This is a genomic window from Nonomuraea sp. C10 (assembly GCF_008017515.1).
GTDB classification, from domain to species: domain Bacteria; phylum Actinomycetota; class Actinomycetes; order Streptosporangiales; family Streptosporangiaceae; genus Nonomuraea; species Nonomuraea ferruginea.
In genome coordinates this window covers 2,054,705-2,078,156 of record NZ_VPFF01000003.1, presented here as the reverse complement: position 1 = coordinate 2,078,156, position 23,452 = coordinate 2,054,705, and the positions used below count along the sequence as shown (strand labels likewise).

The following is a 23,452-nucleotide window of genomic DNA, read 5'->3' as shown; positions in this document are numbered from 1 at the left end:
AAGCTCCCGTCCCGCGCCGCAGGGGTCCACCGCCGTCACGGGCGCCTGCGCGGCGGCTCCCATAGCTTGATCGGCTTCCAGGGGCGTCCACACCTGTGCATGGACATGTCAGCAGCCGCGCTAGCAACATCAGGTAGGACCTAGCCTTGTATGCGATCATCAAGGAATGACAACGAGAAAGGCTCATGGTCGCTGACCACCGGCTCGCGCTGCACGCGACGCTCCCCGACCGCTACGCCCGGCATGAGGTCCTGGCCGCGACCATCGACCACCGCGGCCGGCTCGCCGCCCTGGTCGCCGACCCCGCCCAGCGCTTCGTCCCCATCCCGCGCTCCTCCCAACTCCGGCAGCCCTCACGCTACGACGCAACCGCCGTCATCTGCGACGGGCCGGAGATCCACGAGATTCCGCTGACAGACCTCAACGAACAGGTCACCCTCATCGACACCCACGGCGATGGCATCGTGCTGGCCGCTGCCCGCTGTGAGCCTGTAGGCATCGGAATCGAGCGCTACCAGGAGCCGGTTCCAGAGGACGAACTACACCTCACCCATAACGTCCAGGTGATCGATGGAGGCGGCCAGATCCAGTCAGCCTTCTACGCCGGTGACGGCATCAAGCACCTCATGACGGACGCCCGGGGCGCCATCTGGATCAGTTACTTCGACGAGTCGAACTACTGGTTCCCCAACCAGGACGGCACCCGCTCCTACGGCTTCGCGATCGGCCTGGCGCGCTGGGACTGTGACGGTGGCCAACCCTGGATGGCGTCGGACCACACTCCAGACGTCTTCTGGTGCGACTGCTACTCGTTGAACGTCGGACGCGAAGTGGTCCACGCCTGCCCCTACCCCGATTTCCCACTGATCGAGATCGATGGTCACGGCGTCCGCAGCATCACCCCGAACTCCATCACACGCTGTCACGGCCTAGCCATCTCAGGTGCTGAGATGGCCCTTCTCGATCAGCACCGAGCAGGCGGCGGGTTCCGCTGGGAGATCCGCAGGGGCCGCCGGCAGAGCGGAGCCGTCATCGAGTCAGACCGGCTGAACCTGCTGTTGCCACACGACCGACATCCGACCGGCTGGGCCCGAGGGAAGATCGGCAGAGACGGGACACTGTGGCTACGCGAGGACGGCGACCCGCGCCATTGGTACCGCTATGAGATGAGCTCCTAGCCAATCCGGGATTGCTGACAACGCGAGGAAGCCCTGTTGGCGTTCGCAGGCGTCCGTCATCTCGTCTGGCTGCACCCTCGCTGTTCGTCTGCGTAGGCCGCAGTTCATGATCGTCTGCTCGGGTGGCTCCCGAAGTGGCTCCCAGAAAGCTCGGTGGATCATGGTTCGGAAGGGACCGTGATCCACTGTCGCCGACCCTGCGTAATGGCACGGCGATCATGCAATGGAAGCCGTTACCCCTTCCAAGTCGTGCAGACGCTGACAACCCTTGAACCGCTACCTTGTCCACATGATCGTTGAGCAGCAGGTCTACTTCATGATCCAGTCCGATGAATTTGATCCCGGGCAGATCACCCAATACGTGGGCGTCGAGCCGACTCGGTCTGAGGCGAAGGAGTCACGACTCGGCAGGAAGAGTGGGCGCCTGCTACCGCCACGACATGAATGGATGCTCGACTCCGGCCTTGCGGAGACCACCTCACTCGATGAGCAGGTGGAAGCTGTGATGAATCAGTTGGCCGGCGCCTGGGATCGCATCAGAGAGTTGACCGCTGGTGGCGCAACGGCCACGTTGGTCATGCTTCGGTCGTTCGAACCGGGAGAGCACTCCAGCCCGCGAGGCCTCGTTCTTGACGCAGAAGCCATTAGTTCTCTTCAGAGAGCTGGAGCCGATCTATGGATCGACGAGTACGACTTATCGTAGGGCTGGCGATGGAGACACTCGCACGGGCCTCGGAGTTCACGAACTGAGCGCTGGACTGATCGCTGTCCATCCTCACCTGCTGGGAGGCGACCGACGTGCCGCGACCGAAGCCATCTCCAGCGCTCTCCTGGGGAAACAGACCCCGGTGGCTCCCAAAACTGAGCTGGAACGCCACTCCTCAGCCGGTGTAATTCTCGTACTCCCACTCTCCGATCCGGGCGATCTTCTCTGCCAGCTCACCCCATGTAGGGGCCTCCAGTGCGGCAATGCGATCGCTCAGCCACTCGGTCACCTTGTCGGGATGAAGTTCGGCAACGAAGAGCCAGTGCCGACCGATGAGAAAGGGGCGATGACGGAGTTGCTCTGTGAGGGCCGAAGGGGTGCAGACGGTGAGTTGAAATCGCTCCTCGCCCAGCTCACCCTGAGGACCGACATACATTTCCAGGAGTTCGCAGGCATGGGCCGGATCGTCCATCCTCCGCCCCGCCTCAAGATCTACCCAACGGAACTCTCCTAGTCGTACTCTCACAGTCCCATGATCGCCTAAGAAGCGGGCCGTCAGCTTGGGAGTTGCAGGGATCTTGGCTCGAAGAGCAGTTGACCTACGGCTGAGGAACGAAGCACGGATCGTCGACGTCAGGAGGCCTTCCAGGTAACGGGCTCGGCTCCGTCGGCGGTGGAGGAGAAGGTGACGGCGACGGGCTTGTCGCCCTTGCTGACGAGGTAGACGCCGCACTGCCGGACACTCTTGCCGGGCTGGACCATGCCGTAGGGCACGGACGATTCGCACCCCTTGGGGCCGTTGCTGCCGATCGCGATGAGGGTGAGCGGGCGCAGGGTCTGGCCGCTCGCGGTGCGCAGGAAGACCGCCCTGTCCATGCCCGGGTACAGCTTGGAGGTGCCGTTGTTGCGGTACTGGAGCGTGACGAAGTACGCCGTGGCGGCCTTCTGCCTGGCGTTCAGGTTGTAATCGGCGAGCGCGTCGGGGCCGGCCTTGCGCACGCTCTTCGGCGTGACGGTCAGCGGCACCTCTTTGTCCCGCGCGTCCTTCCACGTCACCTCGGCCGGCTTGTCCGAGGGCAGCACGCTGCTGCCGGTGTCGGCGCCCTCGACCTTCCACATCTGGATGCCGGAGTCGTCGCTGTAGGAGACGGTGGCGGGCCGGGTGTCCTTGGGGAGCATCACGACCCGGCACTCGGTCGCCGCCTGGCCTGCCGCCAAGGCACTCGGAGCTTTCGTGCCGTTGCACGTCTCCAGCGGGCCGCTGCCGGGCGAGGCCAGGGGGTTGCTACTGAAGAACGAGACGCGCTCGCCGGCGGTGCCGTCCGCGAGCGCCAGACGGAAGTTGTTGACCACCTGAGCGCTCTGGACCTCACCGGATCCGGTGTTGGTGATCGACACGGTGAGGTAGTGCGGCACCATCCCACGTACGTCGTCGTCGAGCCGCACGTCCTTGAGGTCTTCGGCCGAGCCGAGCTCGAGCAGGGTCGGGTGGAGCGTCAGCTCGTGCGCCTTCTTGCCGCGGTCGGTGTAGTGCGCTCGCCGCGGTGCGGTGTCGAGTGTCAGCGGCGTAGCCGTGGACGCGGCCTGGTCCGCCTTCGGCTTGTCACCGCTGACGTTCTTGCTGGTATCGGAGCCTCCGCAGCCGGTCAGGAGCAAAGCGAGAACGCCCGCCCCGGCGATGGCACTGACCCGTCGGCTGACGCGCTGCACTGCGACTCCCGTCGTTTCCGTGGTCCTCTGCAACCCCGTTAGGTCGGGGACCACCCTAATGCTCCGGTGACAGTTCGCGATCATAGGGTTGGATTTGCGCTGGTAGTGGCACTGCCGGGCAGTGGCTTGGCGTCGGCGGCGCCAGTCCGACAGGCCCTCTTCCTATTCTCCTGGCCACGCGGCCAGGATCTCGATACCAATCACCCGACCGCTCTCGTCCAGGTCGAAGTTCACCATGGGACTGTCCACCGTGACCGTCCGCGCCACGCCGCCGGGCACGATCGGACCCCGCAGGTAGATGTACGCGGCCTCCGCCTCGGGATCGTAGGTCCACGTGCCGGGATGCTCTTCCAAAGTCACGGAGTCTCCTGTTAGCAAGATCGCGACGTTGTCCTGACAAACACGAAGTCCCTGAACCAGGAACACCAGTTCAGGGGCTTCATCGTAAGAGCCGACGTGGGGAATCGAACCCCAAACCTTCTGTTACAAGGGCAGGGCAGACAGCACGTCGATGGCCCTCACATGGACCTGACCAGCAGATCTAGACGGTCGCCGTGCGACCGAGGTCGTCGGCGTCGCTGTACTGGTTGCTGTACAGCAGACCTCAACCCTCCGGCTCGATTGGCAAGGACCGACGAAGTCGGTCCGCGGCAGCCGAGGCCGCCCGCCAATCGGTCACTTCAGTGGTGCGAAGAAGGCTTGCAGGTCCGCGGCCAGCTCGGCCGGGGCCTCCATCGCCGGGAAGTGCCTGCCGCGCCGGAACTCGGTCCAGTGCGCGTCGGCCGGCGCCGGGACCAGCTTTCGTACGGTGTCGTCCGCTCCGAAGACCGCGAACCCCTGCGGTACGGCCGGCGGCGCGCCCCACTCCGAGGAGTGCGCCTGCTCGTACAGGGTGTGCGCGGCAGTGACACCGCAGCCGGTGAACCAGTACAGGCTGACCGTGGTGAGCAACTGGTCGCGGTCGATCGGCAGGTCGGTCCACTCGTGGAACTTCTCGGCGATCCAGGCGAGCTGCAGCAGCGGCGAGTCGACCAGCCCGTAGCCGATGGTCTGCGGCCGGCTGTTCTGGATCGCCAGGTAGCCGGAACCCTCCCTGGTGAAGGCCTCCATCCGGTCCAGGATCAGCTTGTCGAGCGGGTCGTTCTCATTCAGCCGGTCCGCCATTCCGGGCAGGAAGGTGGCGGTGCTCGCGGCAGTCAGCGGATCGGTCACCACGTGTACGCCGATGACGTGCTCGCCGTCGAGGCCGGCGACCATGCCGGACACGCCCGCGCCGATGTCGCCGCCGTGCAGGCCGTACCGCTCGTAGCCGAGCCGGCGCATCAGCTCGGCCCAGGCGCGTGCGGTGCGGCCCATCGCCCAGCCCGTCCCGCCCAGCGGGGTGGAGAAGGCGTACCCGGGCAGGGACGGGGCGACGACGTGGAAGGCCTGACCCTCCACCGGGTTGACCAGCGGCTCGATCAGGTGCAGGAACTCGGCGACGGAACTGGGGTAGCCGTGGGTGATCAGCAGCGGTTTCGCGTCGGGCTGGTCGGACCTGACGTGCAGGAAGTGGATGCGCTGGCCGTCGATCTCGGTGGTGAACTGCGGGTACTGGTTGAGCCGCGCTTCCTGGGCGCGCCAGTCGTACTGCGTGCGCCAGTAGTCGGCGAGTTCCCTCAGGTAGACCGCCGGTACGCCGCGGGCCCACTCCACGCCCGGCGACTCGCCGGGCCAGCGGGTGTCGACCAGGCGGTCGTGCAGGTGCTCGACGTCGGCCTGGGGGATCTCGATGCGGAAGGGCAGAATGCCGTCGCTGATGGCGCTTCTCCTAGTCGACAGAGGCCGGTACGGCCTGGGGGGTGTCCGGGCGCTCTTGCGCTCACGTGGAGAAGAGTAAGGACAATAGGGGAAAGAACCGTTCCTAGACAGTCGTCAGGATCGAAGAATGTCGGAAACCTCGGCGCGACTGCTGCGCCTGCTGTCCCTGCTGCAGGCTCAACGCGACTGGACCGGTACCGAGCTCGCCGCCCGCCTCGGCGTCACCACCCGCACCATCCGTAATGACATCGGCCGGTTGCGCGGGCTGGGCTATCCGGTCGACGCGCGGCCGGGTGTGGCCGGCGGGTACCGGCTCGGCACGGGTGGCGCCCTGCCGCCGCTGCTGCTGGACGGCGAGGAGGCGGTAGCGGTCGCCGTCGGATTGCGTACCGCCGCGAACGGCTCGATCGCGGGCATCGAGGAGACCTCGGTGCGTGCGCTGGCCAAGCTGCAGCAGGTGCTTCCCGCGCGGCTGCGCCACCAGGTCAGCGCCTTCCAGTCGTACGCGCTGCCGATGCCGTCGCCTGGCCCGCGGGTGGATCCGAACGTGCTGACCCTGATCGCGAGCGCGTGCCGGGACCATGAGCGGCTCAGGTTCGACTATCGGGCGCATGCCGGCGCGGCGAGTCGGCGCTCGGTCGAGCCGTACCGTCTGGTGAACGACCGGCGGCGCTGGTACCTGGTGGCCTGGGACCTGGACCGGGACGCCTGGCGTACCTTCCGGGTCGACCGGATCGAGCCGCGGACGCCGGCCGGGCCGCGCTTCACGCCCCGTGAGCTACCGCCCGACCCGGAGATCGCGGCGCGGGTGGCCCGCGGAACCGGCGAGGCGACCTGGCGGTACCGGGCGCGGGTGATCGTGCACGCGCCCGCGTCGTACGTGCGAGGTCGGCTGCCGATCCCCGTGGAGGTGGAGTCCCTTGGCGAAGACCGGTGCGCCTTCGAGCCAGGCTCGGACCATCCACAGATGCTCGCCCTCTATCTGGGCCTGCTGGACGCGGATTTCACGGTCGTTGACGCCCCGGAACTGGTTCACGCGCTGCACGCCCTGACGGAGCGCTACCAGCGCGCGATCGAAGCCAGCAGGCGGACGTCTGCCCGTTCCTTCAGCTCCGGTGGATAGCGACGCTGGGCGGGGTGCGGGGAACTGGATCGACCTGACATGGACTCCATCGAACCCAGAGCACACCAGAGTCTCCATCAATCCGCTGGACAGACGTGGACCTCGACAAACCGCAGATTCACATCACCGGCACTGCCGCCGTCCTCGACCGCCAGCGCGTCGAGGGCACCACGAAGAGCGGCCGTTCCCGCGTCGTCTCCATCGACGCCGGCACGGTCAAGGTCCTCAAGGCACATCGGGCTCGTCAGGACGAAGAACGTCTCAAGCTCGGCGAAGCGTGGAAGGGAGGAAGCGCCTACGTGTTCACGACCGGCTGGGGAGACCCACTGTTCCCAGACACGCCCAGTTCTCTGATGCCCAAGCTGATCAACGCCCACAACAAGCAGAATCCGAACACTCAGCTCCCGCGCGCTCGCCTGCACGACCTTCGCCACATCCACGCGACGACGCTGCTTCTGGCGGGAGTCCCCGTCCACGTCGTCGCAGCTCGGCTGGGCCATGCCGACCCGGCAATCACGCTCCGCGTCTACGCGCATGTCGTCAACGAGCAAGCGGCCACAGCCGCCGATGTATTCGCCGACGCCATCAAAAACACCGCCTGAATCCACGCCAGACGAGAGGGCCCTCCCAGCTCGGTAGGGCCCTCTCCTATTCTCCTGGCCACGCGGCCAGGACCTCGATACCAATCACCCGGCCGCTCTCGTCCAGGTCGAAGTTCACCATGGGGCTGTCCACCGTGACCGTCCGCGCCACGTCACCGGGCACGATCGGACCCCGCAGGTAGATGTATGCGGCCTTCGCCTCGGGATCGTAGGTCCACGTGCCGGGATACTCTTCCAGGGTCACGGAGTCTCCTGTTAGCAAGGGTGTTAGCAAGATCGCGAGATTGTCGTGACAAACACGAAGCCCCTGAACCGGAAACACCAGTTCAGGGGCTTCGCCGTGAAGAGCCGACGTGGGGAATCGAACCCCAAACCTTCTGTTTACAAGGTCCCCAAACGATCTCCATGGGCGTTCGGACACGTTCGCCACGCTGGTCGCCCGCCCTCCGGCTGTTCAGGCCTGTTCACCTCAGTTCATGATCGTCCGTTTGAGTGGCTCCCAAGGTGGCTCCCACAGAGACCTACTCGTACAGGTGGGCGACGTGGATCTGAAGAGCAAGCGACTGCCATGTCAGCGGGTCGACGTCGTCCTTGACCGGAGCTCCTTCGCGAAGACAGCCGTCCGCAAGCCAGGCCGCCCACGTTCTGAGAAAATCGCCGACGTACATACTGCTCCAACGCCCATCGACGAACTGCTTGCCCTCGCGGCGCTGCCGTTCCCAGTCGGCACGATCGGCGTCGAAGTCGTCCGCCATGATTTCCAGGTAGGCGGCGAAGTCTCGCATGTCCTGCACGTGGGCGACGTCGGCAGGTAGCTCACGCGGTGATGTCATGAGGACGAGGGTAAGAGGGGACTGCCAGCTTGGGAACTCTCTCAAGATTATGTGCTCTGAGCAGGGGAAACGCTGACCTGGACAGATGCCGGTCGAGTGACCGTGATTCCCCGCGAGTCCTCCTTAGTCACCTTCCTGACGGGCACGCAACGGGCACGTGAGGGGACAGGGAGCGGGAGCCCCTCCTTCCTCGTCGTGCTCAGGCGACAGGTTCGGCTCTTTCGAACACCGGATCGGCTTCCCGACTTCTCAACCATGCCTTCCATTGGCTCACTTTGGGCTTGGGCGCCTCAGGGTGATCTAACAACCACAGGAGGTACCGGGCCCGTAAGCGGAAACCCTCATCAGGATCATCGGCGATCTCAAGCAGGAGACGACGTAACCGCAATCCGCCAACCGCCCTGGCCAGTACGGCATATCCCACATCTTCACAACGGTGCTCACGCCGTAGGGCAAGGCAGATCAAGTCAACCAGCTGATCGATCACCTCACTCGCCAGATATGGCACGGCCCTGGCCAGATCATGTAACTGACCGCGTTTCGTCCCCCAGCTTTTTCCGGAGGCTATCCACTCGTCCGGGTATTGGGCCTCCCACTCCAGATAGAGCAGGACATACTTCAGCCCGGCCCAATCGGCGTAGGACTCAGCGGGAGTGAACTCCCACAAAGCATCCGGCAGTGTTCTTCGTCGCTCTGCGATGTATCGGCCTCCTGCCTGATCAGCGGCCGACAATCCCTCATCTCGCCAGACCTCATTGAAGGCATACAAAGCCGCACTACGGCGATCTTGAGTAACCTCCAGCTGCCCGCGCGCCCGCTCACGCCGAACAGGATCCTCCGAGATCAACTCGAACGTCCACCCCAAGCACCGATCCCACTCCTCAGCGGATTCCATGATCCCATTATCTGAGCTGCAGGCGGTTCGGACTACCTTCGCCGGAAGCTCCTGCTTCTCGATGTAACGGCGCTCAACCGCGTTCCTCGGTGAGCCAGGGTGAGGAACGAACCCTGGATCGTCGATCGCCCCCAGCCCGTACGACGTCCAGCCAGGCAGTGGCGATCGTCGGGCTGCATCTGTGCGGCGGCGTGGCAATCCCGGTCGGGGCGTTCGGTTGGGACGGCGGGGCTGGCGTGCGGTGCCCGGCCCGGTGTCCCGCCGCCGTCCGGGACCGGCCCCCAGGCCGCACGCGCGGACGGCGGGCGGGCGGAGGGCCGGGGGGTACGGCGGCGCGCCGCGCCGCCGCTTGACGAAGAACCCACCATCACACCGGACGAGCCGAACGACGAACAGCGCTGGCTGGTCGAGTTCCGCGCCGACATCCAGGCCCAGCGCGACGACGCCGACAAGTCCGGTGCCGACACCGCCGAGCTGGACGCACTCATCGAGGGCCTGGACGAAGAGATCAACAACGCCGGGATGCGCGGCAACGTCCTCGGCCGCACCGCCCCGAAGCGCACCCGTTCGACCAAGCGACGACAAGACGCACCCGACCTGCCCAAGCGCACGATGACCAACACCACCCTCGGCCGGACCTTCCAGACCCCGGACGGCAAGACCTACCGGCCGTCGCTGTTCGTCACGCTCACCCTGCCCTCCTACGGCAAAATCCGCGACGGCGTGCCCGTCGATCCCGAGACGTACGACTACCAGCGTGCCGCCCGAGACGCGCTGCACTTCTCCAAGCTGATCGACCGCTTCGTGCAGAACCTACGCCGCGTCGCGGGCTATGACGTGCAGTACTTCGCCACGGTCGAACCTCAGAAGCGGCTCGCCCCGCACCTGCACATGGCCATCCGCGGGACCCTGCCGCGTGCGGAGATCAAGCAGATCGCGGCGGCCACCTACCACCAAGTGTGGTGGCCTCCCGTCGATCAGGTCGTCTTCGACGGCGAGCATCTACCCGTCTGGCAGGACGGGGCCGGCTACCTCGACCCCGACACCGGCGAACTCCTGCCCACCTGGGATGAAGCCCTCGACCAGCTCGACACCGACGACGACGCCGAGCCGCTGCACGTGATCCGCTTCGGCGACCAAGTGGACGTCAAGGGCGTGCTCTCCGGCACGCCGGACGCCGACCAGTGCATCCGCTACCTGTCCAAGTACCTGACCAAAAGCCTGGGCCAACCCCTCGACGGCCACCAGGCCCAACGCGAGCACGCGGCCCGCTTCGTCGACGCCCTGCGCTACGAGCCCTGCTCGCCCACCTGCGCCAACTGGCTGCGCTACGGCATCCAGCCCAAGGGAGCCAAAGCCGGGATGACGCCGGGCCGCTGTCGGAGCAAGGCGCACAAGCCCGAACACCTCGGCTACGCAGGCCGCCGCGTCCTGGTCTCCCGCAAGTGGAGCAACAAGACCCTCGCCGAACACAAGCAAGACCGCCGCACCTGGGTCCTGGAAGCCCTCGGCCAGACCGGCGAACCCATCGACCCACACCGCTACGTCTGGCGACCCGTCCCGGCCGGAGACGCCAACGTGCCTCCGCTGTCGGTGCGACTGCTGCGATCCGTACGAGAACGCCAACGCTGGCGCACTCACATGGCCGAACTCCAAGCCAGAGCAGACGGCCAAGATCTTTCGGCAACAGAAGGGAGAGCGGCATGAGTGCGAACATCGCCCCCCTTCTACTCCGCCCCGAAGAGGCCGCTGACTACCTCGGCATCGGCCGCACCAAGGTCTACGAACTGATTCGCTCCGGCGCGCTTCGCTCCGTTCGCATCGGCGCCCTCCGCCGAGTTCCGGCAACCGCGCTCACCGAGTTCGTCACCCAGCTTGAACAGGAACCAGCATGAGCACCAAGAAGCGTGGCCAGAACGAGGATTCGATCTACAAGGACGGCGACCGTTGGCGAGGTGCCGTTTCCCTCGGCTACGGCCCTGACGGGAAGCGCACCCGTAAGAAGGTCTCCGGCAAGACACGCGCCGAAGTGGTTGAGAAGGTCCGCAAGCTCAAGGAGACCCTTGCCAAGGGCGCACCGGTACCGGATGACCGGCTGACGGTCGGCGCGTTTCTTGACCGCTGGCTGCTGCACCTGCCCGGCCACATCTCCGATGGGACCCTAGACGACTACGAGGACACCGTGCGACTGCACCTCAAGCCGGGGCTCGGCCGTCACAAGCTGACCAAGCTCACGGTGGCCCAGGTCGATGCCCTGTGGCAGGCCAAGCGCGAGGCCGGCTACAAGGCGAACAGCGTCCGCAACATGCGGGCCGTACTCCGGAAAGCGCTCGGGCAGGCAGAACGGGAGGGCTTGGTCATGCGGAACGTCGCGGCGCTGTCGATGCCACCGCGCGTACCCGTCGAGGAAGGCCGGACGCTCACTGTGGAGGAAGGCAAGAAGCTCCTCGACACTGTGGCCGATCATCGCATGGGCGTCCTCGTTCTCCTGGCCCTCGTCTTCGGCCTGCGCCGGGGCGAAGCGCTCGGACTCATGTGGAACGCCTTCGACCCGGACGCCCGGACCCTCCGCATCACCCACTCCGTGAAACGGCTCAAGAACCGAGACCCGAACGCCATCACAAGGACCCGCATCGTGATCAGCGAACTCAAGACCAGGCGCTCACGGCGCGTCCTCTGCCTGACCCCCGAACTGGTCGAAGCGATCAAGCGTCACAAGGCCACCCACAACAAGGAACGCCTCAAGGCGGGTGAGGACTGGACGGAACACGGCCTGATGTTCCCCACCGCTTTCGGCAACCCGTCCGACCCGGACACCTTCTCGCACCTGTTCTCCCGGCTGGCCAAGAAAGCGGGCCTCGGGCACTGGCACCCGCACGAGCTTCGCCACTCGGGCGCGTCGCTCATGCTCGCGCAAGGCACACCGCTGCACGTCGTATCCGAAGTCCTCGGCCACGCCAGCATCGCGATCACCAAGGACGTCGACGGACACCTGCTGGAAGGTGATCGGCGCGCAGCAACGGAAGCCATCTCCAGCGCCCTCCTGGGGAAACAGGCCCCGGTGGCTCCCAAGGTGGCTCCCACAGACGCCGAAAGCACCGGTTGAAGATCCGAAAACACAAGGCCCCTGACAGCATTACGCCTGTTCAGGGGCCTTGTGGTTGAAGAGCCGACGTGGGGAATCGAACCCCAAACCTTCTGTTTACAAGACAGATGCTCTGCCGATTGAGCTACGTCGGCACGGCCTATCAGTGTAGACGGTCACCGCCGTCGATGACGAGCCACTTCGTACAAGGTCACCCCTGCCGCCACCCCCGCGTTGAGCGACTCCGCCGCCGCGCGCATCGGGATGCGGGCGACCACGTCGCACTGCTCGCGGACCAGCCGCGACAGCCCTTTCCCCTCGGAGCCGACCACCACGACCAGGGGCTCCGCCAGGAGGTCGACGTCGCCGATCTCCGCGTCGCCCGCGCCGTCGAGACCGATGACGAAGAGCCCTTCGTCGCGGTATTCGCGGAGGGCGGCGGTGAGGTTGGCGGCGCGGGCGACGCGCAGGGTGGCCAGGGTGCCGGCGGAGGTCTTCCAGGCGCCGCCCGTCACGCCGGCTGAGCGGCGGGACGGGACGAGCAGGCCGTGGGCGCCGAAGGCGGTGGCGGAGCGGGCGATGGCGCCCAGGTTGCGGGGGTCGGTGACGCCGTCGAGGGCGACGATGAGCGGGGTCTCGGCCGCGTCGCGGGCCAGCTCGACCAGCTCCGCCGGGTGGGCGTAGTCGTAGGCCGGGATCTGGAGGGCCACGCCCTGGTGGACGGCACCCTCGGTCAGCCTGTCGAGCTTGTCGCGGGTGACCTCCATGAGGGCGATCCCGCGGTCGGCGGCGATTTTGACGCTGTCTCGTACGCGGTCGTCGTTGTCGACGCGGTGGGCGACGTAGAGGACGCTGGCCGGGACGCCGGCCTGGAGGGCCTCCAGGACGGGGTTGCGGCCGCCGATGTATTCGGGGGCGTCGTCGGAGCGCCTGGTGCGCGCGGGGGCGCGGCGGGTGCCGCCTCCCTGCTCCTCGCGGGCGACGCGCTCGGCCCTGGCCTTGTCCTTGTACCAGTGGCGCATCTCGGCGGGCGGGGTCGCGCCCCTGCCTTCGAGGCCGCGGCGACGCTGACCGCCGGTGCCCTTGGTCGGGCTCTTCTTCTTCGCGGGCCTGCCCGGCTTACCCCCTGCTGCCATGGAATCAAGGGTACTTGCGCCGCCAAGTCCCTTGGCCCGCCTAGGTTGGCGGACGTGGATCTGAATTACTACGACACGCTCATCGCGGTCGCCGAGGACACCCAGGTCATCCGGGCCGAGGTTCCGCTGCCGAGGGGTGGCAAGCCGACGGTCGCGAGCGTTCAGTACGAGTTGCTCGCGGCCGATCCGGGCGCCCTCACCCAGGAGGACGTGTTGTTCGAGAGCTGGCTGCGGCGCCAGGACGACCCGGAGCCGCCGCAGGACGTGCGGGCCGAGCTGCGCGACCGGTTCTTCAGCAGGTCGCAGGCCTGCCTGCGGGCCTCGCCCCTGCCGAAGAAGCACGGCTGGGGCCTGCTCTTCGACGGGACGGGCCGCATCACGTTGTGTCCGATGGAGTCGGACGAGTATCAGCGCATCGTCGCCGGCGAGGTGGCGGGTGTCCGCGTGGTGAAGGCGATGCGCACCCGCCGCCGTTAGCCGCGCAGCTCCCAGCGGGCGCCGTGCGGGGTGTCCTCGACGGTGACGCCCGCCTCGGCGAGCTGGTCTCTGATCGCGTCGGCGGCCGCGTAGTCCTTACGGGCCCTGGCCGCCTTGCGCTGCTCCAGAGCGACCACGACCAGCGCGTCGACCACCGGCTTGAGGTCGGAGCCCGCCGTGCGCCATTGCGGCGAGCGCGGGTCGAGGCCCAGCACGTCGAGCATGTTCTGGGTCTCGGCGAGCAGCCGGGCCACCGCCTCCTTGTCGCCCTTGGACAGCGCGACGTTGCCCTCGCGGACCACCTCGTGCACGACCGCGAGCGCCTGGGGCGTGCCGAGGTCGTCGTCGAGCGCGTCGGCGAACGCCTGCGGGAGCGGCGCGTCGGCGTCGACGTCGTGGATGACCTCGGCGGCGCGGGTCACGAACCCCTCGATCCGCTGGTAGGCGGTCGCGGCCTCCCGCAGCGCCTCCTCGGAGTAGTCGATGGAGGAGCGGTAGTGGGGCGCGGCGAGGTAGTAGCGCAGCTCGACCGGGCGGACCTTCTGCACCATGTCGGGGACCAGCAGCGAGTTGCCCCGCGACTTGGCCATCTTCTCGGCGCCGATCTTGACCAGGCCGTTGTGCATCCAGTAGCGGGCGAAGCCGTCGCCCGCCGCCTGGGACTGGGCGATCTCGTTCTCGTGGTGGGGGAAGATCAGGTCGAGGCCGCCGCCGTGGATGTCGAACGTCGGGCCCAGGTATTTGGTGGCCATCGCCGAGCACTCGAGGTGCCAGCCGGGACGGCCGGGGCCCCACGGGGTCGGCCAGGTCGGCTCGCCGGGCTTCTCGCCCTTCCACAGGGCGAAGTCGCGCGGGTCGCGCTTGCACGACTCGTCGTCGGTGTCGCCGGCCGCGCGCATGTTGTCCAGCTTCTGGTTGGAGAGCTTGCCGTACTCGTCCTCCCAGGAGCGCACGTCGAAGTAGACGTCGCCGCCGGAGGCGTAGGCGTGGCCGCGGTCGATGAGCCGCCGCATGAGCTCGATCATCTCCGGCACGTGGCCGGTGGCGCGCGGCTCGACGGTCGGCGGCAGGCAGCCGAGCGTGTCGTAGGCCCAGGTGAAGGCGCGCTGGTTGCGCTCGGCGACGACGAACCACGGCACCCGCTCCTCGGCGGACACCCTGATGATCTTGTCGTCGATGTCGGTGACGTTGCGGCAGAACAGCACGTCGTAGCCGGAGCGCATGAGCCAGCGCCGCAGCACGTCGAAGTTGACGCCCGAGCGGATGTGGCCGATGTGCGGAGGGGCCTGCACGGTGGCGCCACACAGGTAGATCGACGCCCGGCCGGCTTCGAGCGGGACGAATGCGCGAATGTCGCGAGTGGCGGTGTCGTAAAGGCGCAGGCTCACAAAAGCAAGGCTAACGCCTCAGCCACCGTCGTGGATGCGATTACCGCGCCACCATGTGCGATGACGGTCGCGTTGATCGGCCCGGGAGTGCATTGTTCTGTAGGCTCGAACCGCCATGGACGTGACTCCCCCCTCTACGCTCCGCCGCCTGGGCATCGCCCTGGCCGGACTCGCCGTCGCCGCGCTGACGGGCGCCGCGTGCGTGCTCTCGTTCGACGATCTGCGGGCGCTGGCCGTGCACGGCAGCGCCCGTCCCGACCTCGCCTACCTCTACCCGGCGGGGTTCGACGCGCTGCTCGCGGTCACGCTGATCTGCGTGCTGCTGCTGCGCTCCGCCCGCGCCCTGGTGCGCGCCCAGGCCGCGGTGGTGCTGGTCCTGCTCATCCTGGCGGCCGCCGCGGTGAACGTGGCCACGGCGCTCGGCCACGCGTTCCCGGCCTCTCCGACGGCCGTCGGCGTGGCCGTCGCGCCGTGGGTGATGCTCGCCCTGGGGCTGTGGCTCTGGATGCTGCTGATCAAGCACGTGCAGGACGGCCGGGGATCCGCGCGCGACCACGACGGTACGGGGGAGCACGACATCGTGCCGTTCCATCGCGGCGTCGAGGCGGACAGGACGGTCGAGCTGCCGCGCCCGGCCGCCGGGCCGCGGCCGTCCGAGGAGCCGCCGCCCCTGGCCGCCGCCGCCCCGGCCGCGCTGGAGACGACGCCGGTCGTCGGCCCCACTCCCGCCCCGGAGACCCCGCCGGTCTCGGAGCAGGTCACCCGCTGGCCGGCCCACCGTCCCGAAGAGGAGACGGCCCCCTCGCCCGCACCGGATTCGGCCCCCGAACCGTCCGCGGCCTCGCCCGTACCGGATTCGGCTCCTGAACGATCCGCGTCCTTATCGGAACCGGCCCCTGAGGAAGCGCCGGAGCCGGAGCCCGAGCCTGAGCGGCCCGTGCGGTGGGGTGACCGGGTCAAGCCGAGAGACGTCCTGGTGCATCCCCGCGCGGCCACGGGCGCCGAGAAGGGCGCCGACACGCAGCCCGTGCCCGTGGTGCGGGACGACGAGCCGGACCCTGGGCACGGCCGGGAGGCCGCCGACGCCGGTGAGCGCGGGCAGGACGGCCGGGCCGCGGACGCCCTGGAGGACACCGCCCCTCACCCCGTCGTCGAGGAGAACGACCGGCCGTCCCCCGGAGAGGCGCCGTCGGGGCGGCTGCGCAGCACGCCCCTACCGCCGGAGGACTGAGAACGCCCCCTGACATGCGCGAAGCCCGCCCGGCATCAGTGCCGGGCGGGCTTTGCGCGTGTTGCTCCGTGCTCTCGGGATCAGGCACGGTTCCCGGGGTCACAGGCCCCGGCTAGATGCTTGTTTTGCGAGGTCCGCGGCGTAGGCCGGCGACTATGCCGACGCCCACGACCGCCAGGACGACCTGCAGCACCAGCTCTATCCAATCGATGCCGGGGGTCGTCTCCACGCCGATGACCTGAGCGATCATCGTGCCGACGAGGGCGGCGACGATGCCGACGACGATGGTGAGGATCCACCCGATGGCCTGCCGGCCCGGAAGCAGCAGACGCCCGATCGCGCCGATGACGGCGCCGATCACGATGGCGCCCAGGATGGACTGGATTGTCATGACACAAACCTCCCCGTGAGGATGAGCGGTTCATCCTGCACGGGGAGTGGGATACCCGATCTCCAGCCTTTATGCCGGAGATTTACAAATTTGCAGCTCAGGTGGTGGTTCGCCCTCTTCCGCCACCCTTCCCCCTGGCCGATCCGGCCACGATCGACACTCCGATCACCGCCAGCACGAGTTGGAGGATGTGTTCGAGCCAGTCGATGCCCTTGGTGTCGGCCCAGCCGAACAGCTGAGCGATCAGCGTGCCGAGCAGAGCCGCCACGATGCCGACGATCAGTGTCAGGCCGATGGACATGTTCTGCTTTCCCGGCAGGATCAGCCGGGCCAGCGCGCCGACGATGGCGCCGATGATTACCGCGGAAACGATCGCGCCGATCATGTATAGCTCCCCCCGAAAGCGTCTTCAGAGGGACATACCCGGCATTTCAGCAAGTTACCCCTGGTAGACGGCGATCCGCACCGCGCCAGAGCGGACCGCCGTCGGCCATGGAACAGGCGGGCGGCAGGTTGCCCACCGGTTAAAGGACGGCTGATCCCGGCGTGAGGTTGACGACGAGCGCGGTCGCGACCGCGGCGATCCCTTCGCCGCGCCCGGTCAGCCCGAGCCCGTCGGTGGTGGTGGCGCTGAGGCTCACAGGAGCCCCCAGAGCGGCGCTGAGCGCCTTCTCCGCCTCCAGGCGCCGGGGAGCCAGTTTCGGGCGGTTACCGATCACCTGGACGGCCACGTTGCCGATCTCGAAGCCGGCCGCACGCACCTTGCGCGCGGTCTCCTCCAGCAATGCGGCGCCGGACGCGCCCGCCCAGCGCGGGTCGGCAGTGCCGAACAGGCCGCCCAGATCGCCCAGGCCCGCGGCGGACAGCAAGGCGTCGCAGGCCGCGTGCGCGGCGGCGTCGCCGTCCGAGTGGCCGGTCAGGCCGGTCTCGCCCGGCCAGTGCAGGCCGGCGAGATGCAGCTCCCGGCCCGATGCGAACGGGTGGACGTCGACTCCGACGCCCACCCGTGGAACGATCGCGCTCAGGAGTTCAGGACCTCGTCGAGCAGGGCCTCCGCCTTGTCCTCGTTGGTCTTCTCGGCGAGCGCGAGCTCGCTGACGAGGATCTGGCGAGCCTTGGCGAGCATGCGCTTCTCGCCCGCGGACAGGCCGCGCTCGCGGTCTCGGCGCCACAGGTCGCGGACGACCTCGGCGACCTTGTTCACATCACCGGACGCGAGCTTCTCCAAGTTGGCCTTGTAGCGCCGCGACCAGTTCGTCGGCTCCTCGGTGTGCGGCATGCGCAGCACGTCGAAAACGCGCTCCAGGCCCTCCTGGCCGACAACATCGCGCACCCCGACGAGTTCTGCGTTTTCAGCTGGCACCTGGACGGTAAGGTCGCCCTTGTCGACCTTGAGCACCAGGTAGGTCTTTTCCTCACCCTTGATGGATCGCTTCGTGATTGCTTCGATCCGAGCAGCCCCATGGTGGGGGTAGACGACAGTGTCGCCGACCTGGAAAGTCATGTGACAAGTACCCCTTCCGCTGTACTCCAGAGTACCACGCATCCACAGGGTCCCGGAACAGTGAAATCATCATAACTGCAGGTCAAAGCCGCATATTGGGGATTGACAAGAGGTCAACTCTGTGAATCGCATATCCGGACATACCGAATGACCTGCGGGGGTGTGGAAATGACCTTGGAAACAGGTGGATATGGTAGGCGCTGCCCATCCCCATGTGCGAACCAAGGAGAACCCGCTCGTGACCAGCCGTCGCTGGATTGTCGCCGCCGCCGCGTTCCTGGCAGCCCCCGTACTCGCCGGCTGTTCTGTTGGTTTCGACGCCAACACCACCAAGCCGTACGCTCCGGTGGAGGCGGCGGCCCTGATCGACCAGGGCGCCTACGGCAAGCAGAGCATCCACGTGCCCCAGGCGTTCATCCTCGGCCCCGAGCCCGGCGGCAGCATCCCGTGGCGCGGCTCCGTCCCCGTCTACCTGACGATGCTCAACAACGGCGACTCCCCCGACACGCTGCAGTCCGTCAGCGCCGGTGACGCCGCGAGCGCCAAGCTGGCCGCGCCCGTGCAGCTCCCGGTGGGCCAGCTCGTCAAGGCGGAGGCCGCCACGCCGCAGATCACCCTGGAAGGCCTCAGCAAGGCCCTCAGAGGCGGTGAGGCGCTCCGGCTGGACCTCCAGTTCGCCAACGCCGGCACGATCACCCTGGACGTCCCCGTGATGCCGCACAGCCGCGAGTACGCGTCCTACCCGGCGGTCGAGGGCGCCGTCCCCGCGCCGACCCCCTCGCCCACGCCGACCGAGGCGGCCGAGGAAGAGGCCCACTGACCCCAGGACACGCCAGAACCCCTTCGTCCCGTACGCGCACTCGTACGGGACGAAGGGGTTCTGTCAGTCTTCGGCGGTGTCGAACTTGTAGCCGAGGCCGCGCACGGTCAGGATGCAGCGCGGGCTCGACGGGTCGGCCTCGATCTTCGCGCGCAGCCGCTTGACGTGCACGTCCAGGGTCTTGGTGTCACCGACGTAGTCGGCGCCCCACACGCGGTCGATGAGCTGGCCGCGGGTGAGCACCCGGCCGGCGTTGCGCAGCAGCACCTCCAGCAGCTCGAACTCCTTCAGCGGGAGCTGCACCGGCTCGCCGCGCACCGCCACCACGTGCCGGTCGACGTCCATGCGCACCGGGCCGACGGCGAGCACCGCGGTCTCCAGCTCCTCAGGGGCGTCGCCCTGCCGGCGCAGCACCGCGCGGATGCGCGCCACCAGCTCGCGCGAGGAGAACGGCTTGGTCACGTAGTCGTCGGCGCCCAGCTCCAGGCCCACGACCTTGTCGACCTCGCTGTCCTTAGCGGTCAGCATGATCACCGGGACCTTGGAGCGCTGCCGCAGCGAGCGGCAGACCTCGGTGCCCGGCAGGCCCGGCAGCATCAGGTCGAGCAGCACCAGGTCGGCGCCGTTGCGGTCGAAGGTGTCGAGGGCCTCGGGCCCGGTCGCCGCGACCGAGACCTCGAAACCCTCCTTGCGCAGCATGTAGGAAAGGGCGTCGGAGAAGGACTCCTCGTCTTCCACGACGAGTACACGGGTCACGGGGCGGCCTCCAGAGGGATTGCAGGTTGTGCCGGAATGGCCGTCCCGCCGAAGGCGGGCAGGCGCAAAGTGAAGGTCGAACCGGAGCCTTCCTTGCTCCAGACGGAGACCTCGCCCGCGTGCGAAGCGGCCACGTGCTTGACGATGGCCAGGCCGAGACCGGTGCCGCCGGTCGCGCGCGAGCGGGCGGTGTCGACGCGGAAGAAGCGCTCGAAGATGCGCTCCTGCGCCTCCTCCGGGATGCCGATGCCCTGGTCGCTGATGCTGATCTCGACGCTCTCCCCGGCGGGGCGGGTGCTGACCACCACGCGGGTGTGCTCCGGGCTGTAGGCGATCGCGTTGTCGATGAGGTTGCGCAGCGCGGTCACCAGCAGCTCCTCGTCGCCCCAGATGCGCAGCCCGTCGGTGCCGCCGGTGACGAGCGTGATGTCCTTGGCGCCGGCGCGGGTGTTGCAGTGGTCGATGGCGACGCCGATGGCCTCGTCGATGGAGACCTGGGCGGGCGCCGGGATGGGCTCGGCGCCCTGTATGCGGCTCAGCGTGATGATGTCCTGCACCAGGTAGGTGAGCCGGGCCGCCTCGTGCTGCATGCGGGCCGCGAACCGGGTGACGGCCTCGGGGTCGTCGGCGGCGTCCTGGATCGTCTCCGCCAGCAGGCTCAGCGCGCCGACCGGGGTCTTGAGCTCGTGGCTGACGTTCGCCACGAAGTCGCGGCGCACCGCCTCGACCCTGCGGCGCTCGGTCTGGTCCTCCGCCAGCACCAGCACCTGGCCGAACGAGCCGAGAGGCGCCACGCGGACCGCGAAGCTCGTGGTCTCCTGGCCGAACTTGTTGCCCGCCACGTCGATCTCCGTCTCACGGATCTCGCCGTCGCGCCGTACCTGCCGCGCCAGCGCGAGCAGCTCGGCGACCATCAGCCGGTCACCCTTGACGAGCCCGAACGCGCGAGCGGCCGAACTGGCCCTCAGCACGCGGTCGTGCGCGTCGAGCACCACCGCCGACGAGGGCAGCACCGCGAGCACCGACGCCACGCCCTGCGGCAGCGCCGTCACCCCCGGATCGGAGACCTCGCTCTTCCTGCTGGGCGCCTCGATCTGGTTACGGTAGAACAACACAGCCAGAGCCCCCACGACGAAGCCGGCCAGGGCCGCGAAGCTCAAGGCCATCTCACTCATGTTCCCGATGGTAGGCGGCGCCCTCGCGCGCACAGACCCCTCACCAGGGAGATGAACCGCCCTTTCCCGGAAAGTTCACCTCCGAGTCGGAGTTCGTTCACAGACGTCGCCGTACGGTGACGTCATGCGTGACGCGTACCACGAAGAACTAGACGCCCTCACTGACAGGCTGGTCGAGATGACCAGGCTTGTCCGCTCCGCCATCTCGCGCGCCACCACCGCGCTGCTCGACGCGGACCTCCAGCTCGCCGAGCAGGTCATCTCCCGCGACGAGGAGGTGAACGCGCTCTACTCGGGCATCGAGGGGTCCATCTTCGACCTCATGGCCAGGCAGCAGCCGGTGGCCGTCGACCTGCGCCTGGTCATCACCGCGCTGCGCATGGGCGCCGACCTGGAACGCATGGGCGACCTCGCCGTCCACGTCGCCAAGGTGGCCCGCCTGCGCCACCCCGACTCCGCCATCCCCGCCGAGATCCGCTCCACCATCATCGAGATGGGACAGATCGCCGAGAACCTGGTCACCAAGGCCGGCGGCTGCATCGCCTCCCGCGACGTCGAGGTCGCCCTGGAACTGGAACAGGACGACGACGCGATGGACCGGCTGCACCGGCGGCTGTTCCGCACCATCCTCAGCAAGGACTGGAGCCACGGGGTGGAGCCGGCGATCGACATCACGCTGATCGGGCGGTACTACGAGCGGTACGCGGACCACGCGGTGAGTGTGGCGAGGGATGTCGTTTATCTGGTGACGGGTACGCGGCCGGAGTGATGCTCTTGGGGTGCGCCGCCTGGTTCGGCGCACCCGATGTGATTCGGTGTGCCCGGTTCTTGTTCGGTGTGCTGTCTGGTTCGGTGTGCCGTTTTATTAGGTGCAAAGCCGGTCATTAGGGTCAAAAACCAGGAAATCTTTTTGGGAAACCCCTCGGGCTGGGCGCCGTTACGCGTGCCTGACGGCCCGCTCAGCCCGCCGTAGGCCGTGAAGGCGTGGCCCTGCGCGGCGCCAGGCGCTTCGCGCCTTTCGGCTCAGACGTGTTGTGCGGGGGCTTCGCCCCCGCGCCCCCGGAGACAGGCGCGGCCCTGCACGGTACCGGGCGCTACGCGCCTTCCGGCTCAGGCTGTGTCGTGTGGGGGCAAGCCCCCACACCCCCGGCGAGGGAGCTACCGCCCCCTCGCGCTCCCCGGTCCTGACCAGCCAGCACATGTCGTTTGACCAGGGCATCCCACCCGCAGATGAACACCAAGCCCACATGCTTGGGGACCGACACCGGTGGCGTCTCCTGATGCGTCTGCTCGCACACGCACGATCGTGCTTACATTTGGGGAGAAATTCGTTACCGGTGCCTAGGGGAAACCCGAACACCACGTCCTAAGGCCGCCTACGGGCGACCTTAGTGCTATCTCGACCTGGTGCAACTCTGCTACCTGGATGAGTCCGGTGGCTGCGAACCTCAGATGAAGTCCGGTGGCTGCGAACCCCACATGAGTCTGACGGCCACGCCCGCCATGGTGCTTCCGGGGTTCATCGTCAGTAGTGCTTCCATCCCCGCGCTTACCAGGGACTTCTCGCACTGAAGCGCGCCCATCTCCCCAGAAGGTTCGCAAGCGGGACTGACGCTTGATCACATCTTGGGCGAGATCAAGGGCAGCGAGCTCTCACACCCCAGCCGGGGAGCTACCGCCCCTCCCGCTCCCCGGACCCCAGCCGGGGTTGCGTCCACGGGAGTGGTGTACGAGTTTGGCCTGGTCACAGGCGTGGCGTCGTGAAATGAAGACGGCCATCGAGTGATCCTTCGAGTAGCTAGATCAAGATCGAAGGAGAACCAGTCGATGGCCGCAGACAACAGTGTGACGCCTGCTCAGTGGCTCGCGAGGCAGATCGAGACCGACGACCCTGACATGTTGCGATCCATGGTGAAGACCATGGCCGAAGCGTTGATGTCGGCCGAGGCCGACAGCCTGTGCGGGGCCGCCTACGGCCAGCGCAGCGAGGAGCGGACCAACTCCCGCAACGGCTACCGGGCGCGTGAGTGGGACACCCGCGCAGGAACGATCGAGCTGGCGATCCCGAAGCTGCGTTCCGGCTCCTACTACCCGGACTGGCTGCTGGAGCGGCGCCGGCGGGCCGAACAGGCGCTGATCAGCGTGGTCGCCACGTCCTATCTGCTCGGCGTCTCCACCCGGCGGGTGGACAAGCTGGTCGAGCAGCTGGGCATCAAGCACATCTCCAAGAGCCAGGTCTCGCAGATGGCCAAGGTGCTGGATGAGCAGGTCGAGGCGTTCCGGACGCGGGCGCTGGACGCCGGCCCGTACACCTTCGTCTGGCTGGACGCGCTGACCCAGAAGGTGCGCGAGGGCGGCCGCACGATCAACGTGCACGCGCTGGTCGCCACCGGCGTCAACGCCAACGGCCAGCGCGAGGTCCTCGGCCTGGACGTCACCTCGGCCGAAGACGGTGCCGGCTGGCTGGCGTTCCTGCGCGGCCTGGTCGCGCGCGGCCTGTCCGGCGTCCAGCTGGTCATCTCCGACGCCCACCGCGGCCTGGTCGAGGCCATCGGCGCCGCCCTGCCGGGCGCGTGCTGGCAGCGCTGCCGCACCCACTGAAGCTGTGAGGAAATAAGGCGTTGCTTTCTGATCTTGAGATC

Annotated in this window: 26 protein-coding genes, 1 tRNA gene and 1 pseudogene; 12 read left to right on the top strand and 16 right to left on the bottom strand. The window is 67.7% G+C overall.

What is annotated here, in order from left to right; translation table 11 throughout:
- Nucleotides 1-185 precede the first annotated feature (185 nt).
- Entirely contained in the window at nucleotides 186-1,178 is a 993-nt protein-coding gene (locus FR742_RS41825) for a hypothetical protein (protein ID WP_148036704.1), read from the top strand.
- A 289-nt stretch (nucleotides 1,179-1,467) separates the two neighbouring features.
- Entirely contained in the window at nucleotides 1,468-1,881 is a 414-nt protein-coding gene (locus FR742_RS41820) for a DUF4279 domain-containing protein (protein ID WP_148036703.1), read from the top strand.
- 178 nt (nucleotides 1,882-2,059) lie between these two features.
- Here FR742_RS41820 and FR742_RS41815 read toward each other — a convergent pair whose 3' ends face one another.
- The 4 genes from FR742_RS41815 to FR742_RS41800 form a co-directional block, all read right to left on the bottom strand.
- Nucleotides 2,060-2,356, bottom strand: a complete 297-nt coding sequence (locus FR742_RS41815; protein ID WP_148036702.1) for an Imm8 family immunity protein — start codon at nucleotides 2,354-2,356, stop codon at nucleotides 2,060-2,062.
- A 161-nt stretch (nucleotides 2,357-2,517) separates the two neighbouring features.
- A complete protein-coding gene (locus FR742_RS41810) occupies nucleotides 2,518-3,594 on the bottom strand; it encodes a hypothetical protein (protein WP_148036701.1) in 1,077 nt (358 codons plus the stop codon).
- Nucleotides 3,595-3,756: 162 nt separating this feature from the next.
- A complete protein-coding gene (locus FR742_RS41805; protein WP_222709291.1) occupies nucleotides 3,757-3,954 on the bottom strand; it encodes a DUF2283 domain-containing protein in 198 nt (65 codons plus the stop codon).
- A gap of 315 nt (nucleotides 3,955-4,269) precedes the next feature.
- Entirely contained in the window at nucleotides 4,270-5,367 is a 1,098-nt protein-coding gene (locus tag FR742_RS41800) for an epoxide hydrolase (protein WP_315970670.1), read from the bottom strand.
- Between the two features lie 154 nt (nucleotides 5,368-5,521).
- On the opposite strand from FR742_RS41800, the gene FR742_RS44960 reads away from it, so the two are divergent.
- Nucleotides 5,522-6,517: a YafY family protein gene (locus FR742_RS44960; protein ID WP_187281608.1), complete on the top strand. Its 996-nt coding sequence runs from the start codon at nucleotides 5,522-5,524 to the stop codon at nucleotides 6,515-6,517.
- A gap of 80 nt (nucleotides 6,518-6,597) precedes the next feature.
- A complete protein-coding gene (locus tag FR742_RS41785; protein ID WP_148036698.1) occupies nucleotides 6,598-7,119 on the top strand; it encodes a site-specific integrase in 522 nt (173 codons plus the stop codon).
- A 46-nt stretch (nucleotides 7,120-7,165) separates the two neighbouring features.
- On the opposite strand, the gene FR742_RS41780 is transcribed toward FR742_RS41785, so the two are convergent.
- The 3 genes from FR742_RS41780 to FR742_RS41770 form a co-directional block, all read right to left on the bottom strand.
- On the bottom strand, nucleotides 7,166-7,363 hold the full coding sequence (locus FR742_RS41780) for a DUF2283 domain-containing protein (protein WP_222709290.1): 198 nt from the start codon (nucleotides 7,361-7,363) through the stop codon (nucleotides 7,166-7,168).
- Nucleotides 7,364-7,640: 277 nt separating this feature from the next.
- On the bottom strand, nucleotides 7,641-7,952 hold the full coding sequence (locus tag FR742_RS41775; RefSeq protein WP_148036697.1) for a hypothetical protein: 312 nt from the start codon (nucleotides 7,950-7,952) through the stop codon (nucleotides 7,641-7,643).
- Nucleotides 7,953-8,151: 199 nt separating this feature from the next.
- Nucleotides 8,152-8,847, bottom strand: a complete 696-nt coding sequence (locus FR742_RS41770) for a hypothetical protein (protein WP_148036696.1) — start codon at nucleotides 8,845-8,847, stop codon at nucleotides 8,152-8,154.
- A gap of 99 nt (nucleotides 8,848-8,946) precedes the next feature.
- Here FR742_RS41770 and FR742_RS41765 point away from each other — a divergent pair, with 99 nt between their 5' ends.
- From FR742_RS41765 to FR742_RS41755, 3 genes are read left to right on the top strand one after another with little or no spacing between them, the layout of a single operon-like run.
- Complete coding sequence (locus FR742_RS41765) at nucleotides 8,947-10,554, top strand: replication initiator (RefSeq protein ID WP_315970666.1); 1,608 nt, start codon at nucleotides 8,947-8,949, stop codon at nucleotides 10,552-10,554.
- Nucleotides 10,551-10,742: an excisionase family DNA-binding protein gene (locus FR742_RS41760; protein ID WP_222709289.1), complete on the top strand. Its 192-nt coding sequence runs from the start codon at nucleotides 10,551-10,553 to the stop codon at nucleotides 10,740-10,742. Before FR742_RS41765 ends, FR742_RS41760 begins: the two co-directional genes overlap by 4 nt.
- Complete coding sequence (locus tag FR742_RS41755; protein ID WP_148036695.1) at nucleotides 10,739-11,953, top strand: tyrosine-type recombinase/integrase; 1,215 nt, start codon at nucleotides 10,739-10,741, stop codon at nucleotides 11,951-11,953. Before FR742_RS41760 ends, FR742_RS41755 begins: the two co-directional genes overlap by 4 nt.
- 61 nt (nucleotides 11,954-12,014) lie before the next feature.
- On the opposite strand, the gene FR742_RS41750 is transcribed toward FR742_RS41755, so the two are convergent.
- Together FR742_RS41750 and rlmB are read right to left on the bottom strand one after the other, a co-directional pair.
- Nucleotides 12,015-12,087, bottom strand: a tRNA-Thr gene (locus tag FR742_RS41750).
- A gap of 21 nt (nucleotides 12,088-12,108) precedes the next feature.
- Nucleotides 12,109-13,068: a 23S rRNA (guanosine(2251)-2'-O)-methyltransferase RlmB gene (gene rlmB / locus FR742_RS41745; RefSeq protein WP_148036694.1), complete on the bottom strand. Its 960-nt coding sequence runs from the start codon at nucleotides 13,066-13,068 to the stop codon at nucleotides 12,109-12,111.
- 54 nt (nucleotides 13,069-13,122) lie between these two features.
- On the opposite strand from rlmB, the gene FR742_RS41740 reads away from it, so the two are divergent.
- On the top strand, nucleotides 13,123-13,545 hold the full coding sequence (locus tag FR742_RS41740) for a DUF6157 family protein (protein WP_148036693.1): 423 nt from the start codon (nucleotides 13,123-13,125) through the stop codon (nucleotides 13,543-13,545).
- On the opposite strand, the gene cysS is transcribed toward FR742_RS41740, so the two are convergent.
- Nucleotides 13,542-14,933: a cysteine--tRNA ligase gene (gene cysS / locus FR742_RS41735; protein WP_148036692.1), complete on the bottom strand. Its 1,392-nt coding sequence runs from the start codon at nucleotides 14,931-14,933 to the stop codon at nucleotides 13,542-13,544. The two genes, FR742_RS41740 and cysS, sit on opposite strands and share 4 nt — an antisense overlap.
- Nucleotides 14,934-15,048: 115 nt before the next feature.
- On the opposite strand from cysS, the gene FR742_RS41730 reads away from it, so the two are divergent.
- Nucleotides 15,049-16,164, top strand: a complete 1,116-nt coding sequence (locus tag FR742_RS41730) for a DUF2637 domain-containing protein (RefSeq protein WP_148036691.1) — start codon at nucleotides 15,049-15,051, stop codon at nucleotides 16,162-16,164.
- Nucleotides 16,165-16,276: 112 nt separating this feature from the next.
- Here the strand turns inward: FR742_RS41730 and FR742_RS41725 are convergent, their stop codons facing one another.
- From FR742_RS41725 to FR742_RS41710, 4 genes are all read right to left on the bottom strand, one after another.
- Nucleotides 16,277-16,555 (bottom strand): GlsB/YeaQ/YmgE family stress response membrane protein, encoded by a 279-nt coding sequence (locus tag FR742_RS41725; RefSeq protein WP_148036690.1) that lies wholly within the window; start codon nucleotides 16,553-16,555, stop codon nucleotides 16,277-16,279.
- A gap of 97 nt (nucleotides 16,556-16,652) precedes the next feature.
- Nucleotides 16,653-16,940 carry a GlsB/YeaQ/YmgE family stress response membrane protein gene (locus FR742_RS41720; RefSeq protein WP_148036689.1) on the bottom strand — a complete coding sequence of 96 codons (288 nt, stop codon included), beginning with the start codon at nucleotides 16,938-16,940 and terminating at the stop codon, nucleotides 16,653-16,655.
- Nucleotides 16,941-17,079: 139 nt separating this feature from the next.
- On the bottom strand, nucleotides 17,080-17,559 hold the full coding sequence (ispF, locus tag FR742_RS41715) for a 2-C-methyl-D-erythritol 2,4-cyclodiphosphate synthase (protein WP_148036688.1): 480 nt from the start codon (nucleotides 17,557-17,559) through the stop codon (nucleotides 17,080-17,082).
- A gap of 17 nt (nucleotides 17,560-17,576) precedes the next feature.
- Nucleotides 17,577-18,059, bottom strand: a complete 483-nt coding sequence (locus FR742_RS41710; protein WP_043624891.1) for a CarD family transcriptional regulator — start codon at nucleotides 18,057-18,059, stop codon at nucleotides 17,577-17,579.
- A gap of 238 nt (nucleotides 18,060-18,297) precedes the next feature.
- Between FR742_RS41710 and FR742_RS41705 the strand changes: the two genes are divergently transcribed.
- Nucleotides 18,298-18,879, top strand: coding sequence for a copper chaperone PCu(A)C (locus FR742_RS41705; RefSeq protein ID WP_261809065.1), 582 nt, complete (start codon nucleotides 18,298-18,300; stop codon nucleotides 18,877-18,879).
- A 63-nt stretch (nucleotides 18,880-18,942) separates the two neighbouring features.
- Here FR742_RS41705 and FR742_RS41700 read toward each other — a convergent pair whose 3' ends face one another.
- Nucleotides 18,943-19,635, bottom strand: coding sequence for a response regulator transcription factor (locus tag FR742_RS41700; RefSeq protein ID WP_148036687.1), 693 nt, complete (start codon nucleotides 19,633-19,635; stop codon nucleotides 18,943-18,945).
- Complete coding sequence (locus FR742_RS41695; RefSeq protein ID WP_246640229.1) at nucleotides 19,632-20,810, bottom strand: cell wall metabolism sensor histidine kinase WalK; 1,179 nt, start codon at nucleotides 20,808-20,810, stop codon at nucleotides 19,632-19,634. Before FR742_RS41695 ends, FR742_RS41700 begins: the two co-directional genes overlap by 4 nt.
- 124 nt (nucleotides 20,811-20,934) lie before the next feature.
- Here FR742_RS41695 and phoU point away from each other — a divergent pair, with 124 nt between their 5' ends.
- Both phoU and FR742_RS41685 read left to right on the top strand, forming a co-directional pair.
- Nucleotides 20,935-21,579 carry a phosphate signaling complex protein PhoU gene (gene phoU, locus FR742_RS41690; RefSeq protein WP_148036686.1) on the top strand — a complete coding sequence of 215 codons (645 nt, stop codon included), beginning with the start codon at nucleotides 20,935-20,937 and terminating at the stop codon, nucleotides 21,577-21,579.
- 1,058 nt (nucleotides 21,580-22,637) lie between these two features.
- Nucleotides 22,638-23,408 (top strand): annotated as a pseudogene (locus FR742_RS41685) (IS256 family transposase); the annotation flags it as partial.
- Nucleotides 23,409-23,452 lie beyond the last annotated feature (44 nt).

What these genes read in the sequence shown, in the direction of transcription:
- FR742_RS41825 (WP_148036704.1), top strand. Translation starts at nt 186, where the DNA reads ATGGTCGCTGACCACCGGCTCGCGCTGCACGCGACGCTCCCCGACCGC.
- FR742_RS41820 (WP_148036703.1), top strand. Translation starts at nt 1,468, where the DNA reads ATGATCGTTGAGCAGCAGGTCTACTTCATGATCCAGTCCGATGAATTT.
- FR742_RS41815 (WP_148036702.1), bottom strand. Translation starts at nt 2,356, where the DNA reads ATGGACGATCCGGCCCATGCCTGCGAACTCCTGGAAATGTATGTCGGT.
- FR742_RS44960 (WP_187281608.1), top strand. Translation starts at nt 5,522, where the DNA reads ATGTCGGAAACCTCGGCGCGACTGCTGCGCCTGCTGTCCCTGCTGCAG.
- FR742_RS41775 (WP_148036697.1), bottom strand. Translation starts at nt 7,952, where the DNA reads ATGACATCACCGCGTGAGCTACCTGCCGACGTCGCCCACGTGCAGGAC.
- FR742_RS41770 (WP_148036696.1), bottom strand. Translation starts at nt 8,847, where the DNA reads ATGGAATCCGCTGAGGAGTGGGATCGGTGCTTGGGGTGGACGTTCGAG.
- FR742_RS41760 (WP_222709289.1), top strand. Translation starts at nt 10,551, where the DNA reads ATGAGTGCGAACATCGCCCCCCTTCTACTCCGCCCCGAAGAGGCCGCT.
- FR742_RS41755 (WP_148036695.1), top strand. Translation starts at nt 10,739, where the DNA reads ATGAGCACCAAGAAGCGTGGCCAGAACGAGGATTCGATCTACAAGGAC.
- rlmB (WP_148036694.1), bottom strand. Translation starts at nt 13,068, where the DNA reads ATGGCAGCAGGGGGTAAGCCGGGCAGGCCCGCGAAGAAGAAGAGCCCG.
- FR742_RS41730 (WP_148036691.1), top strand. Translation starts at nt 15,049, where the DNA reads ATGGACGTGACTCCCCCCTCTACGCTCCGCCGCCTGGGCATCGCCCTG.
- FR742_RS41725 (WP_148036690.1), bottom strand. Translation starts at nt 16,555, where the DNA reads ATGACAATCCAGTCCATCCTGGGCGCCATCGTGATCGGCGCCGTCATC.
- FR742_RS41720 (WP_148036689.1), bottom strand. Translation starts at nt 16,940, where the DNA reads ATGATCGGCGCGATCGTTTCCGCGGTAATCATCGGCGCCATCGTCGGC.
- FR742_RS41710 (WP_043624891.1), bottom strand. Translation starts at nt 18,059, where the DNA reads ATGACTTTCCAGGTCGGCGACACTGTCGTCTACCCCCACCATGGGGCT.
- FR742_RS41695 (WP_246640229.1), bottom strand. Translation starts at nt 20,810, where the DNA reads ATGAGTGAGATGGCCTTGAGCTTCGCGGCCCTGGCCGGCTTCGTCGTG.
- phoU (WP_148036686.1), top strand. Translation starts at nt 20,935, where the DNA reads ATGCGTGACGCGTACCACGAAGAACTAGACGCCCTCACTGACAGGCTG.